At 60.2% G+C, this 13,642-nt stretch carries 16 protein-coding genes and 1 pseudogene; 6 read left to right on the top strand and 11 right to left on the bottom strand.

Translation table 11 applies throughout. The features are described 5' to 3' along the window. Window positions 1-38 precede the first annotated feature (38 nt). Window positions 39-844: pseudogene (locus BMY67_RS06380) on the top strand (IS5 family transposase). Between the two features lie 227 nt (window positions 845-1,071). Continuing rightward, window positions 1,072-1,578 carry a hypothetical protein gene (locus BMY67_RS06375; RefSeq protein WP_092769500.1) on the top strand — a complete coding sequence of 169 codons (507 nt, stop codon included), beginning with the start codon at window positions 1,072-1,074 and terminating at the stop codon, window positions 1,576-1,578. Between the two features lie 117 nt (window positions 1,579-1,695). Here the strand turns inward: BMY67_RS06375 and gldC are convergent, their stop codons facing one another. The 8 genes from gldC to BMY67_RS06335 all read right to left on the bottom strand — a co-directional run bounded on the left by gldC (window position 1,696) and on the right by BMY67_RS06335 (window position 8,503). Further along, window positions 1,696-2,034, bottom strand: coding sequence for a gliding motility protein GldC (gene gldC, locus BMY67_RS06370; protein WP_092769498.1), 339 nt, complete (start codon window positions 2,032-2,034; stop codon window positions 1,696-1,698). A 194-nt stretch (window positions 2,035-2,228) separates the two neighbouring features. Then, window positions 2,229-3,353, bottom strand: a complete 1,125-nt coding sequence (gene dnaN, locus BMY67_RS06365; protein WP_092769496.1) for a DNA polymerase III subunit beta — start codon at window positions 3,351-3,353, stop codon at window positions 2,229-2,231. A gap of 148 nt (window positions 3,354-3,501) precedes the next feature. Further along, a complete protein-coding gene (locus BMY67_RS06360) occupies window positions 3,502-3,750 on the bottom strand; it encodes a hypothetical protein (protein ID WP_143069710.1) in 249 nt (82 codons plus the stop codon). Between the two features lie 81 nt (window positions 3,751-3,831). Beyond that, on the bottom strand, window positions 3,832-5,562 hold the full coding sequence (gldG, locus tag BMY67_RS06355) for a gliding motility-associated ABC transporter substrate-binding protein GldG (protein ID WP_317040324.1): 1,731 nt from the start codon (window positions 5,560-5,562) through the stop codon (window positions 3,832-3,834). Between the two features lie 114 nt (window positions 5,563-5,676). Continuing rightward, window positions 5,677-6,402 carry a gliding motility-associated ABC transporter permease subunit GldF gene (gene gldF / locus BMY67_RS06350; RefSeq protein WP_092769492.1) on the bottom strand — a complete coding sequence of 242 codons (726 nt, stop codon included), beginning with the start codon at window positions 6,400-6,402 and terminating at the stop codon, window positions 5,677-5,679. A gap of 34 nt (window positions 6,403-6,436) precedes the next feature. Then, on the bottom strand, window positions 6,437-6,751 hold the full coding sequence (locus tag BMY67_RS06345) for a hypothetical protein (RefSeq protein ID WP_092769490.1): 315 nt from the start codon (window positions 6,749-6,751) through the stop codon (window positions 6,437-6,439). 5 nt (window positions 6,752-6,756) lie between these two features. Next, window positions 6,757-7,668: a gliding motility-associated ABC transporter ATP-binding subunit GldA gene (gene gldA / locus BMY67_RS06340; protein WP_092769488.1), complete on the bottom strand. Its 912-nt coding sequence runs from the start codon at window positions 7,666-7,668 to the stop codon at window positions 6,757-6,759. A gap of 139 nt (window positions 7,669-7,807) precedes the next feature. Then, window positions 7,808-8,503 carry an SDR family oxidoreductase gene (locus tag BMY67_RS06335; protein WP_092769660.1) on the bottom strand — a complete coding sequence of 232 codons (696 nt, stop codon included), beginning with the start codon at window positions 8,501-8,503 and terminating at the stop codon, window positions 7,808-7,810. Between the two features lie 64 nt (window positions 8,504-8,567). Here BMY67_RS06335 and BMY67_RS06330 point away from each other — a divergent pair, with 64 nt between their 5' ends. Both BMY67_RS06330 and BMY67_RS06325 read left to right on the top strand, forming a co-directional pair. After that, a complete protein-coding gene (locus BMY67_RS06330) occupies window positions 8,568-9,299 on the top strand; it encodes a GIN domain-containing protein (RefSeq protein WP_177189709.1) in 732 nt (243 codons plus the stop codon). Between the two features lie 16 nt (window positions 9,300-9,315). Then, window positions 9,316-9,765, top strand: coding sequence for a hypothetical protein (locus tag BMY67_RS06325; protein ID WP_092769484.1), 450 nt, complete (start codon window positions 9,316-9,318; stop codon window positions 9,763-9,765). Here BMY67_RS06325 and BMY67_RS06320 read toward each other — a convergent pair. Next, window positions 9,747-10,457 (bottom strand): SDR family oxidoreductase, encoded by a 711-nt coding sequence (locus BMY67_RS06320; protein WP_092769658.1) that lies wholly within the window; start codon window positions 10,455-10,457, stop codon window positions 9,747-9,749. The genes BMY67_RS06325 and BMY67_RS06320 overlap by 19 nt on opposite strands. 117 nt (window positions 10,458-10,574) lie before the next feature. Between BMY67_RS06320 and BMY67_RS06315 the strand changes: the two genes are divergently transcribed. After that, window positions 10,575-11,306, top strand: a complete 732-nt coding sequence (locus BMY67_RS06315; protein ID WP_092769482.1) for an MlaE family ABC transporter permease — start codon at window positions 10,575-10,577, stop codon at window positions 11,304-11,306. Between the two features lie 78 nt (window positions 11,307-11,384). Further along, window positions 11,385-12,170 (top strand): ABC transporter ATP-binding protein, encoded by a 786-nt coding sequence (locus BMY67_RS06310; RefSeq protein WP_092769480.1) that lies wholly within the window; start codon window positions 11,385-11,387, stop codon window positions 12,168-12,170. A gap of 170 nt (window positions 12,171-12,340) precedes the next feature. On the opposite strand, the gene BMY67_RS06305 is transcribed toward BMY67_RS06310, so the two are convergent. Together BMY67_RS06305 and BMY67_RS06300 are read right to left on the bottom strand one after the other, a co-directional pair. Further along, entirely contained in the window at window positions 12,341-12,886 is a 546-nt protein-coding gene (locus tag BMY67_RS06305) for a YfiT family bacillithiol transferase (protein ID WP_092769478.1), read from the bottom strand. Between the two features lie 122 nt (window positions 12,887-13,008). Next, window positions 13,009-13,635: a bifunctional nuclease family protein gene (locus BMY67_RS06300; RefSeq protein ID WP_092769476.1), complete on the bottom strand. Its 627-nt coding sequence runs from the start codon at window positions 13,633-13,635 to the stop codon at window positions 13,009-13,011. Between the last annotated feature and the right edge of the window lie 7 nt (window positions 13,636-13,642).

Genomic DNA, 13,642 nt, shown 5'->3' with positions numbered 1-13,642 from the left:
TCTAGAGCCTGTTATGGTCTAGTAGCGTAATTTGGGGTATGGCACAGCAAAGCGGATACCCCAGCGACGTATCGGATGCGGAATGGGCGTTTGTAGCGCCCTATCTGGCTTGGTGCGGGAAGATGCGCCGCAACGAGAATATGCGCTACGCGACGTGTTCAATGCCCTGCGCTACCTGGTCAAAACCGGTTGCGGCTGGCGCTATCTCCCCCACGACTTGCCGCCCTGGCCCGCGGTCTACCAGCAATGGGCCCGCTGGCGGGACAACCGCTGTTTTGAGCATATGATGGCCGATTTGCGCGAGCTCGCCCGCGTGCTGGCCGGACGCGAAGCCGAGCCCACCGCGGTGATTCTGGACTCGCGCACGGTGCAGAGCACACCCGAAAGCGAGGCGCGTGCCGGCTACGACGGAGCCAAGCGGCGGAAGGGTAGCAAGGTACACGTGGCCGTCGACACGCTGGGCCACCTGCTGGCCGCCGTCGTCACGCCGGCCAACGAATCCGACCGCGGGCAGGTGGATGCGCTCTGTGAGCGGGTGCAGCAGGTCACAGGCCAAAAGGTACCGGTGGCCTATGTAGACCAGGGCTATACGGGCGAAGACGCCGCGTATGCCGCTGCCGTGCACGAGATTGACTTACAGGTTATTGCCAAGCCCGAAGGCCAGACGGGATTTGTGCTGCTGCCCCGCCGCGGGGTCGTCGAACGCAGCTTCGGCTGGGCAGCCCGCTTCCGCCGTCTGGCCCGCGACTACGAACGCCTGGCCCTAACCATGCAGCAATTCCACTTCCTAGCCTTTGCTACACTCTTGCTGGCAAAAGGCGTTTTCCGCGCCACCAGTCCATAACAGCCTCTAGGCGCAGCCGCCTAAACAGCTTACGTGAAAGCTCAGCCCGCGGGGCGGCTCCGGCCGTTGCGCGGGCTTTGTGTTTTGCGGGCGCCCAGAAGCAGCCGCGCTACTCCCAGAAACTACCTGGCATAATTTTTCGTTAGGAATGGGCAAGCCCCGGCTTACAGGCCGGCTGGCAGCCAAGGATTTGGCCTTGCTCCATCTGTTCACGCTATTCTTTCCCGATGAAAAAGATACTTGCCCTCGCCTCCGCTATGCTCCTTACGTCGCTGGGCGTATACGCTCAGCAGCGGGCTCCGCTGGTTGTCAAGCAGGATAAAACCAAGCCTTCGCCCCGCCTCAACCCCGCTCAGCAGCACGCCCGCGAGCTTTCGTACCAGATGACGCATGATTTGCGCCTCAACGGCTACCAGAACTCCCGCGTTCAGGCCATCAACGAAGACAAGCAGGCCCGTATCATGGCCATTATTCAGAAAAATGAAGGCAACGACAAGCTCATTAAGGAGCAGTGCGACGCTGTCTGCAAGGAGCGCGACAAGGAGCTGCAAAACGTACTCAGCACCGACCAGTACAGCAATTACTACGGCTCGCGTAAGGAGTACAACGCCTTCAGCATGAACTACAAAACCCAAACCACCAACGACGCTTTCGTGAAGTCGGTGAAGGACCCGGCCCCGGCCAGCAGCAAGGGTGCCACCATCGGCCCCGCTGCCACGTCTAAAACCAAATAGGCCTTTCGGCCAAGTCATAGAAAAGCCCCGCTGGCATCCTGCCGGCGGGGCTTTTTCGGTATTGCCAAGGTTAAATCATTTTCTTTTCCCGCGCATCCGACGGGCAGAAAATGGAGGTTACTTCTGCTGGCGCTGCTCCTCCTCGATATGGTCCATCAACTGGCGGCAGAGCTCGCGCATCTTGGTGGCCATTACCGTATCGTTGGTTGCGGTCAATACACTCTCAGCCATGGCCCCAATGGTGTCGACGTAGAAGTGCTTCATCTCATCGACGGGCATATCCTTGGTCCACAGGTCGATTTTCATGGTGCCGGCCTCATCCCGGTCCCAGAGCGAGATGTTGATGGCCTTGGCAAAGTGGATATCGGGCCCCGCATCGGTGGCCGACCAGCTGATGGCCTCGGGCACTTTCTGGTCGTCGAGGGCAATGCTGAAACGGATTTCGGACTTTCTCATCACAGATGGTACAGATAAAGCCGCGGATAACGCAGATTCGTTCTGGAATTTGATTTATTCGGATTAAAAAGGATGCCTTCAGACTATACCGGAAACGATGCAACACTGCGGTAAGCAGCACGATGATTTTTCTGGTGCTCAACAACCGCTATTCGCATCTGCGTTATCTGCGGTTTCATCTGTAACATCTGTGATCAGACGTAGTTGTTGAGCATCACCGGCATCACCAGCATCAGGATGCTTTCGTGGTCGTCGGGGGTGGTGGGCATGAGCAGGCCGGCGCGGTTGGGGGTGCTTAGCTCCAGCGTGATTTCCTCGGAGTCGATGTTGGAGAGCATTTCCTGCAGGAACTTGGCATTGAAGCCGATTTCCATGTCCTCGCCGTCGTACTGGCAGGCCAGCTTTTCGTTGGCCTCGTTGCTGAAATCGAGGTCCTCGGCCGACACCGTCAGCTCGGAGCCCGCGAGGCGCAGGCGCACCTGATGGGTGGTTTTGTTCGAGTAGATGCTGATGCGCTTGACGGAATTAAGCAGTTCCTGACGGCTGATGATGAGCTTGTTGGGGTTGCTGACCGGGATGACGTTCTCGTAATCGGGGTAGCGCTCATCAATCAGACGGCACACGAGGCGCATCTGGTTGAAGCTGAAGTAGGCGTTGGAGGCGTTGAACTCCATGCGCACGGGCGTGGCCTCGGAGGGCAGCGCACCCTTGAGCAGATTAAAGGCTTTGCGCGGGATGATGATGTTGCTGGTCTGGCCCGCGCCTACGTCGGAGCGGCGGTAGCGCAGCAGGCGGTGGCCGTCGGTGGCCACGAAGGTTACCTGGTTGTCGGCCAGCTGCACCAGAATGCCGGTCATGGCCGGGCGCAGCTCGTCGGTGCTCACCGCGAAAATGGTTTTGTTGATAGCTCGGCTCAGCGAGGAAGAGGGCATTTCGACCGGGGCCGTGCCCTTTACTACCGGCACGCGGGGGAAGTCGGTGGCGTTTTCGCCGGCCAGCTTGTAGCGGCCGTTGCTGCTGGCAATTTCGATGCTGTAGGTTTCCTCGTCCAGCGTGAAGGTAACGGGCTGGTCGGGCAGGTTCTTGAGCGTGTCGAGCAGGATGCGGGCGGGGGCGGCAATGCGGCCACTTTCGCGGGCTTCCACGGGCAGCTCGGTCATCATGCTCGTCTCCAGGTCGGAGGCCGTAATCGTCAGCTTGCCGTCCTCGATTTCAAAGAGAAAGTTCTCCAGAATGGGCACCACGGGGTTGTTCGTAACCACGCCGTTGATGCTCTGGAGCTGCTTGAGCAGGGCGGAAGACGAGACGATGAACTTCATAGGAAGAGTTGAGTTGGAAGGCAGTTTGGGTAATGGGCAAAGATAGGCAACGCGGCCGGGGTTTTCTAATGCAGCCGAGGGGCGCGGACAGGGAATGTGGCAGGGGTGGTGGCAGCACCGGAAAATGAGTTCAGCATGGCCTCTACCCCTATTGCTGTCCAATGGCGGCCCACATAGCGGCCCCCAGCGCAAAGAACCCCACCGCTGCCAATATTAGCAGCAACACCACGCCCAGCCCCTGCATTAGCCCTGTCAGCACCGCCGAGCCAGCCGTGGCGTAACGGCTGCCGTAGCGTTGCGCCAATTGCTCCCGCACCCGCCGCGGCCGCCAGTAGCGCAGGTAGAGGTACACGAAGCCGATGCCAGCCTTTAAAGCGTGCCAGATTGAACCTAGCAAGCCTTCAATGATTATTTCACCGATGAAGTCGCCAGCCATTCTACCTTTTCAACATGTTATACCAGGCACTCAATACTGACCCTAAAACCGCGCATACCGGCGCTTGCGCCGCCAGGCCCGCACCAGCCCGAACAAACCCAGCAGTACCAGCGGGGCGGCCAGGTTCAGCAGCTGCCAGCGGCGGCGCTCGGCCTGCACGCGCACTTTATCGAGGGGGCGGAGCGTGATTTGCTTGCCGCGCACCGCTATCAGGCCCGACTGGTCGAGCATGTAATCGACGGCGTTGAGCACCAGCTCGCGGTTGGCGAATTCGGTGGGTGAGAGGCGGTCGAAGCCCAGGCGCAGGGGGCGGCCGGTTTTGGGGTCGAGGTCGTTGCGCACGAAGTCGCCGTCGGAGATGACGAGTACTTTGGCGGGGCGGCTGGCGGGGCTGGTATCGGGCTGGAAGCGGTTGGTACCGGGCGCGGCGCGGTTGGCAAACAGCGAGCGGAACCGGCCTTCGAGCAGGTAGCCCACCGGCTTGCTCTGGGCCGTGTAGAGCTTGGGGTCGGGCGGCAGGCGGGCGTCGTTGAGGTTGACGGGCACCGGCGAGGGCAGCACCCGGGTATAGCGCGAGGTGAACATCAGGGGCGTTTTGCGAATGCCCACGGCCTTCACCGTATCGATGCTGCTCACGAACTTGGTGTACACCGCGTCGAGGTTGCGGGTGATGGGGTGCGGGCTGAACTGGTTGATGAGCGGGTAAAACTGCCAGGGCATGGGCTCAACCTTGGGCTTGTCGCCATTCAGGCCCGTTACCAGCGGAATCACGCCCGAATTGAGGTCGAGCAGCAAATCGGGGTTGATGCGCAGGCCATACTTGAACAGCAGGTCCTCCAGGTTCAGGCTGAGCGGGAAGGCCAGCATGCCACCGCGGCTGGCGCTGTCGAGGTTCACGCGCATGGCGTCCACGAAAAACAGCGCGTTGCCACCACTCGTGATGAACTGGTCGAGTTTGAACTTTTCGGCCTCGGTGTAGGCCCGGGCCGGCTTGGCCACAATGATGGCGCTGAGCGAGGCCAGATCTTTCGGGCGCGACTTGTCGAGGCTTACCCGGAACACGTCGTAGTCGCGGCTCAGGGAGCCAATCAGGTCACCGGCTTCGGCATTCGTCAGCTCGCCGTGGCCTTCTACCACGCCAATGCGCTGGCGCGGGCCGGGGCTGAGGCGGCGGATGGCGCTGGCCAGCTCGTACTCCAGCCCCTCGATGCTCTGGTTGAGACGCACTTCGGGCGATTCGGCCTGGTTGCCGCGCAGTAGCAGCACTTTCTCCTCTTTGCCCCCGGCGGCCACCACGGCCCAGGGGAAGATGATTTTCTCAGTACGCTTCCCGTTGTCATTGGCGCCCAGGTTGGTGGGAGTCAGGCCTTTTTTGAACAGCGTCTGGTAGAACTCGTTGCGGGCCTGCTCGGTGCCGGCCGCCGAAGGGTCGATGAACACGAAATGCAGGTTGCTGCCGCCGTACACGCGCATTTCGGTGAGGGTTTCGCGCACGCTCTGCTCCAGGCGCCGAAACGCCGGCGGAAAGTCGCCATCGAGGTACACGGTCACGGTTACGGGCTGCTTAAGATTTGTCAGCAGCTCCTTGGTAGCCCCCGACATCGTGTAGCGCTTGTCCTCCGTGAGGTCGAGCCGGAAAAAGAACAACCCGCCCAGGAAATTGAGCAGCAGCAAGCCGCCCAGCAGCAGCCCGAATCGGGTCAGGTCGCGCTTTTTTTGAGCTGTTAGCTGATGGCTGTTAGCTGTTAGCTCTTGTTCTGGTTCAGTACCCACGAATGCACTCGGAAAAGTCGTTTAAACATACTTTCAAAAGCTGACAGCTCTAAACGAAACAATCAGCACGGAAAGCTAACAGCTAAAAGCTCTCAGCTAACAGCTCAAAAGAACTCACCAATTCCGGCTTTGCAACGCCACCCGGGTGGCCAGCAGCATGATGGCAGTCAGGGTGAAGAAGTAGAGCAGGTCGCGGGAGTCGATAAGGCCCTTGCTCAGGTCGCGGTAGTGGGCGGCAATGCCGAGCTGGCCGATGTAGTAGGCCGGGGCACCGTCGAACACCGAGGCCAGCGAATCGAAGCCCGTGTACACCAGGAAGCAGCCCACTACGGCCACCAGGAAAGCCACAATCTGGTCGCGGGTGAGGGCCGAGGCCAGCACGCCGATGGCCGCGAAAACCGCCGCCAGCAGCGCCAGTCCCAGGTACGAGCCCACTGTAGCAGCCGAATCGATGTTGCCCACCGGGTTGCCGAGCTGGTATACCGAGTAGTAGTAGAGCAGCGTGGGCAGCAGCGCCAGCAGGGCCAGCAACAGGCAGGCCAGGTACTTGCCCCCGATAAGCTGGACGTCGGTGAGCGGGCGCGTGAGCAGCAGCTCCATGGTGCCGGCCTTCTTTTCCTCGGCAAACGTGCGCATGGTCAGGGCCGGAATCAGAAACAGGAAAATCCAGGGCGCGATGTTGAACAGGGTCTGCAAATCGGCAAACCCGTAATCGAGCACCGAGCTATCCGGAAACACCCACACGAACAGCCCGGTAGCCACCAGAAACACGCCCAGCACCACGTAAGCCACGGGCGAGTTCAGGAAGCTGTTGAATTCTTTGCGCAGGATGGCAAGCATAAGTGAGGGTTGTGTTTTTGAAAGCAATAAATAGTTAGTCTAATTCTGGATTAAAGATTTTCTGACCTTTTTGAGGAATTAATTCAACAAGATTAATGAAACAAGTAGCAGTAAGTATATGCTGAATTTGCTCAAAGCATTTCGTCTCAATTATTTGGTCAGTATCATAATCTTCTAAGTTGCTCATGCGAGCCTCTTCTATTTTATCAACATAGATTTTATATACTCCTTGCCATTTTTGCACTCCTACAGATCCCCAATAGGTTTTTCCGCTCTCGACCCACGACCAGGATTTCCCAACTTGCTTGCCCGCCTCCAGCCAATTCCTAACTCTACTCAATTCGTCCATACCCTCTAATTACTAGTCAGTTGCTGGAACACCTGTTCCAGATTCTGCTCTTCCTGGCGCAGGCCCAGCAACACCCAGCCCTGGGCGGCGGCCAAGCGCGAGATGGCGCCGCGCTGGTCGGTGCCGGCGCGGGCCCGGATGCGGTAGGTGGTGCCGGTTTCCAGGTCGGCGGCCAGGATGCCGGGCAGGGCCAGCAGCGGGGCCGGGTCGATGGGCTGCTCGAACTCGGCGCGGATAATGGTTTCGCCGGCGGCGCGGGCGCCTAGCTCGGCCACCGGCGAGTCGGCCACGAGGCGGCCGCGGCTGATGATAACGGCCCGGCTGCACAATGCCGCCACTTCGGGCAGGATGTGGGTGCTGAAGATGACGGTTTTGTCCTGGCCCAGCTCGCGGATGAGCTGGCGGATTTCGCCGATCTGGTTGGGGTCGAGGCCGGTGGTGGGCTCGTCGAGGATGAGCACGCCGGGGTCGTGGATGAGGGCCTGGGCCAGGCCCACGCGCTGGCGGTAGCCCTTACTGAGGGCCCCGATGAGCTTGTTCTGCTCGCGCCCCAGCCCTACCCTATCTACCAGCTGACGCACCCGCTGGCGCAGGCCGCTGCCGCCCAGCCCGTGTACCGACCCGATGAATTCGAGGTACTCGTGCACGTACATATCGAGGTAGAGCGGGTTGTGCTCGGGCAGGTAGCCCACGCGGCGGCGCACCTCCAGCGGGGCCGTGCGCACATCGAACCCCTCCACCACCACCGTGCCGGCCGAGGGCGGCAGATAGCCCAGCGCCATCTTCATGGTCGTGGACTTGCCCGCCCCGTTCGGCCCCAGAAAGCCCAGGATTTCGCCCTTACCCACCGAAAAGCTGATGTCGTCGACGGCGGCCTGGGAGCCGAAGGTTTTGGTCAGGTGCTGAACTTCTACCATGAGTTGAGGTGCTGGTTGCTGCTCGGGTGTGGTGCCACGACTTCTTTGTCGTGGTACCACTATCGTTGCTGACGTTGGTTGTTCAACGATAGTGGTACCACGACAAAAGAGTCGTGGCACCACTCCGTTCTATTCCGCCCTACTTCTTTGGCTGCAAAGGCCGCATTTCGATATCGACCAAGTGAAAATTAAATGGCGTTTCCAGGGCGTACACCATCGTGTCGGCAATGTCCTGGGGCTGCATCATCGAGTCGTTGGCGTCGGTGCCGGGGATGTCGTCGAAGAAGTTGGTTTGGGTGGAGCCGGGGTACAGGCAGGTAACCTTGATGCCGTCTTTGCGCACCTCCTTGAACAACGACTGCGAGAAGCCGCGCACCGCAAACTTGCTGGCGCAGTAGCCGGCCATGTTCTCGATGCCGGTGGTGCCGGCAATGGAGCTGATGTTGAAGATGTGGCCCAGCTGCTGCTTTTTCATGGCGGGCAGCACAGCCTGGGTGCAATAGAAGGTGCCGTGTACGTTGGTATCGAACATCAGGTGCCAGTCGGCGGCCGCAAAGCCATCAACCGCGCCCGAAATACCCAGACCGGCGTTGTTGACCAGCACGTGCACTTCTTCTCCCAACTGCTTTTGAGTGGCGGCAAAGGCCTTTTGAACCGATTTTTCGTCGCGCACATCGCACTTAATGAAGTGAAAGCGCGGATGCTGGAAGTCGGCGGGCGCGGTACGGCCCCAGCCGGCTACGTGCATGCCTTTGGCCAGCAGGGCCTCGACGGTGGCCAGCCCGATTCCTTTGCTGACACCTGTGATAATGGCTACCTTGCCGCTCAAATCCATTGCGCGAAGTGCTAAAATGTGGGGATTCAGTTTGAAGATGCAAGGTAACGCCGCTGGCCGGGTTTTGCGCGCAGCCGCCGTCCTGGCCCTGGTCGTCACGCTGGCCGGCTGCCAGAAAGACAATGAAGCCGGCTGCTTCACCAGTACCGGCAACATCACCACCGAACGCCGGGCACTGGCCCCTTTTCGGCAGCTTACCACCTACGATAATATCACGGTGATTCTGGTGCAGGATACGGAAACCTACGCCGAAGTGCGGGCCGGCAAAAACCTGCAGGACGATATCCGGCTGGAGGTAACGAACGGCATGCTGACGGTGCGCAACACCAGCCGCTGCAACTGGGTGCGGCGCTACAACACACCCCGCGAAGTGACCCTGCATCTGCCCCACATTACCGACCTGTTTCTGCGCGGCCAGGCCGATATCCGCACCGAGGGCGCCTTTCGGCAGGATACTATTTTTCCCCACCTTATAGGAGCCGGCGACTTCCGCCTGCACCTCATCAGCCGCTACGTCAACATGGATCAGTACGAGCTGGGTGACATCTACCTGACTGGCTCTTCCGACGAGCTGCATCATACGGTGGGTGGCAGCGGCAGCCTCTACGCCCAGGATTTCCCGATCCGCGAGATGTATCTGCAAACCAACTTCGACAGCGACGGCGACGCCCACGTGCGGACTTCGCGCCTGCTGGTGGGCACCCACGCCGGCACCGGCACCGTATTTTACGCCCCGCCCAAGCCCCCTATGCTCACCCTGGCCGTAACCGGCCGCGGCCAGCTGCGGACGGAATAACGGCTTTTCACCTGCTATGCTCGTCGCCTTTACCCCCTGGCTACTCCTACTGAGCTTGGCCGCCTATGGGCTGCTGCTTTGGGTTATCTATGCCGGAGCGCTGCGGCGCAGCCGGTTTGCTGCTCCGGTGGCTGGCGCAATAGCGGGCCTGCTGGTTGGCGTATTGTTTAAAATACAGCACTGGAGCGGCAGCGGGGGTTTACTGATGGGCTGTGGGCTGGCGCTGGCTGGCCTATACGGCGCGTGGTTCGCCCGCAAACCCGCTAAAACGCGTCTCGACCTATTCAAGCTGAGCTATGTGCTTAGCCTGGGCCTGTGGGCCGTGGCGATGGGGCTGGGATGGCGGGTAGCGTTGCCTTGGCTCAGTAGTCTGCTGCACATGAGTATGTGGGCCGTACTGCTCGATTTTCTATACGGGCGCTACCTGCGCCGGCCGCCTCCGGCACGCTATAAGTCTCCCAGCTGAGGCCGAATCAGCAGCTCCTCCACTACCGCCTGGCCCGAAAGACTAAAGACACTGAAAATGGCGTCGGCTACGTCTTCGGCTTTGATGAAACGCTCGGCGGGCAGGTCGACGCCCTCCCAGCTGGCCGTGAGCGTGGCCCCCGGCAGCACGGCCGTCACCCGCAGGCCGCTTCCCTTGAGCTCCTCGCGCAGGTTGCGGCTGAAACCCAGCAGCGCGTGCTTGGCAATGCCGTAGGAGCCGCCGTTAGGATACGCCGTGATGCTGGCCGTCGAGCAGATGTTGAAAATGTGCCCCTCGCCCTGGGCCAGCAGCCCCGGCAGCAGCGCCAGCGTGACGTCGTAGGCGCTCAGCAGGTTCACGGCCAGCATCTGGCGCAGCTGCGAGCCGTCGGCGGGCTCGTCCTGCAACCTTCCGGGAATAAATGCACCCGTATTGTTGATGAGCACTGCCACCGTCCCCAGTTCCCGCACAAAATCAGTGAAGCCCCGCGTCTGCTCCGGCTTGCTCAGGTCGGCGGCGTGGGTGTGCAGCACGGCGCCGGGTACCAGGGTGGCAGCCGCGCCCTTCAGCTCCTGAAGGTCGGCCGCCGAGCGGGCGCAGGTGACCACCGGGTAGCCGGCCCGCAGAAAGCGAAACACCAGGGCCCGCCCAATTCCTTTGGTGCCGCCCGTTACAACGATATTTTTTTGCATTCCTTTGTTTAGCATGGCCGTTTTTACGTAGGGAAAGCAGCGCCGGCTGGCGGCCGAGCTTCCGCTTCGCAATATCCCGGCGCAAGTATCCGCTTTTCCTTTCTGTTTTTCAGTTTTATGGTCAAATCATTTGGTCAGTTTCTACTTTTCCTGCAGTCCATGCTCGTGCGCAAAGAACGCTTTGCGGTGCTTTGGAAGCGCACCATGGAAGAGTGCGTAACTATCGGGGTCAACTCCGTGTTTATTGTCGCTATTGTGTCGGCCTTCATCGGGGCCGTAACCTGCGTGCAGATTGCCTACAACCTCACCAACCCGCTCATTCCTAAAAGCACCATCGGCTATATGGTGCGCGAGATGACGATTCTGGAGCTGGCGCCCACCATTACCAGCATCGTGCTGGCCGGCAAGGTGGGCTCCAGTATTGCGGGCAGCCTGGGCACCATGCGCATCACCGAGCAGGTATCGGCGCTGGAAGTAATGGGCATCAATTCGGCTTCCTACCTGGTGCTGCCGCGGATTCTGGGCGCCATCCTCATGTTTCCGCTGCTCGTGGTCCTGGCCATGGCCCTGTCGATTATCGGCGGCTACCTGGCCGGCTCGCTCACCGGCTCCATTTCGGCCCAGGAGTATATCGAGGGCATTCGCTCCGACTTTATTCCGTACAACATCGTATTTGCCCTGATCAAATCGGTGGTGTTTGCTTTCCTGGTTTCGGCTATTTCAGCCTTTAAAGGCTACTATACCGAAGGCGGCGCCCTCGAAGTAGGCACGGCCAGCACCACGGCCGTCAACAACTCCATCATCGCCATCCTCATCGCCGACTTCGTGCTGGCCGCCGTGCTGTTGTAGGCGGCTAAGCAGCGGTTGAGAAGTGCGGGTATGCCATTACCGTCCTACGCTTCAAAGCCCTGCAAGACTTTACTTACCATGATTGAGATTCATAACATTGAGAAGAGCTTCGATGGCAATGCGGTGCTGAAGGGCATCAGCTGCACTTTCGAAACCGGCAAGTGCAACCTGCTACTCGGCGGCTCGGGCACGGGCAAATCGGTGCTGCTGCAGTGCGTGGTAGGCCTGATGCAGCCCGACTTGGGCAGCATCACCTTCGACGGCACCGTGTTTTCCAACAACAAGGTGCAGGTCCGGCAGGAAATCCGCCGCAAAATTGGGATGCTGTTCCAGGGCTCGGCTCTGTTCGACTCGATGACGGTGGCCAAGAACGTGGAGTTTCCGCTGCAAATGCTGACACCCGAGATGAGCCGGGAGGAGCGCCGCGACCGGGTGGAGTTCTGTCTCAAACGCGTGGGCCTCGAAAACGCGGGCGACAAAATGCCCTCCGAAATTTCGGGCGGCATGAAAAAGCGCGTGGGCATTGCCCGCGCCATTGCGCCCAACTGTACCTACCTGTTCTGCGATGAGCCCAACTCCGGCCTAGACCCGCTCACGAGCCTCAAAATCGACGAGCTCATCCAGGAAATTACCTACGAATACAACATCACCACCGTCATCATCACCCACGACATGAACTCGGTGATTGAAATCGGCGACCATATCATCTTTCTCTACCAGGGCCTCAAGCTCTGGGACGGTACCAAGGACGAAATCCTCAACGCCCAGGTCCCCGAACTCAAGGAGTTCATCTTCAGCAGCAGCCTCGTCCGAGCCGCCAAGCGCATCGACGACGAGACGCACAGCGGCGTAGAGAGTTTGTGACTGAGTGACTGCGTGAACCCGCCAGTCATCCTGAGTTGAACGAAGGGCCTTTTTCCGATAGCACTGACGAGACAACAGTTGGTGCTGGCGTAAGTAGGTTCTTCGTCGCCGCTTGATGCGCGGAATGCTCAGGATGACCGGCGGGTTCACGCATTCACTCAGTCACCGAGTCACTCAGTCACCATAGCAGCGCGGCGCAGGTGGGCCAGGTGGTGGCGGCCGTGCCAGGAATAGAGTACCAGCGCCTGGTCGAGGGTGAAGGTGCGGTTGGAATCCGGGTGGAAGTAGGTGCGCTGCCACTGCTCGTCGGTGAGGTTGCGCAGCAGGCGCACCCAACGGATGTGCAGGGATTCGAGCAGAGCCAGCGACACAGCTACGGGCGTGGCCGCCGTGTCGGGCAGCTCGGCCCAGGCGGCTTCGTCGTAGGGCTTGATGGTGGGGTTGTCTTCGGTGAGGGCCAGCTTGAAGCGCAGGTAGGCATTCAGGTGCGAATCGGGCAGGTGGTGCAGCAACTGGCGGGCGCTCCAGCCGCCGGGGCGGTAGGACTGGTCGAGCTGCTCGGGGCTGCGGCCGGCCACTGCGGCCCGTACCAGGTCGGGCAGCGTGGCCAGGTGGGCGATGTAAGCCGTGCGGGCACCATGTTCCAGCGGCTCACTGGGCAGCTCGGGCTGGCCGATAGGGTAGCGGGCGTCGGAAGTAACGTCAGAGTCTTGCATGGAAGCTGGGAAATAAGGAACAGTTACGACCGGCAAGGTACGCCGCAAAGCAAAACCCCGCTCAGACACGAAGTCTGAACGGGGTTTATGCTGCAATTTAAGAGATTGAGTAGCCGCTGAATCTAGTCGTTACGCTTGTTCAGCTCGTCGCGGATTTTGGCGGCCTTTTCGTAGTCCTCGCGCTCCAGGGCCTGGGCCAGCATCTTGGTCAGCTCGTCGAGCGACACCTGGCCGCTGGGGTCGCGGGGCGGTGGCGTGGCGCGGGGCTCGTCGGAATCCGTATCGGTGTCGTCGTCATCATCGTCGTCGTCCGAGTCTTCGGCGTCGGTTTCGTCGAGGTCGGAGAGGATGATGCCGGCTTCGCTGAGCACGCTTTCCACCGTGAAAATGGGCACTCCGAAGCGCAACCCGATGGCAATGGCATCGGAAGGCCGCGAATCCAGCTCGAAAGTGCTGGCCCCATCGGAGCACACGATTTTGGAATAGAACACGCCTTCCTTGAGGTCGGAAATCACGACTTCCAGCACGGCCACGTGCACCTGCTCGGCAAACGAGCGGAACAAATCGTGCGTGAGCGGCCGGTTGGGGCTGATTTTCTCGATCTGGATAGCAATGCTCTGCGCCTCGAACATGCCGATAATAATGGGCAGGCGGCGGTTGCCGGTCTTCTCGCCCAGAATAAGCGCGAACGAGCCCGACTGCGACTGGCTGGACGAGAGGCCCAGGATTTCGAGCGGTATTTTTTTCACTGGCGGA

Origin of the sequence: Hymenobacter actinosclerus, assembly GCF_900111515.1 — a bacterium.
GTDB classification, from domain to species: domain Bacteria; phylum Bacteroidota; class Bacteroidia; order Cytophagales; family Hymenobacteraceae; genus Hymenobacter; species Hymenobacter actinosclerus.
This window is presented reverse-complemented; position numbering and strand designations above follow the sequence as displayed.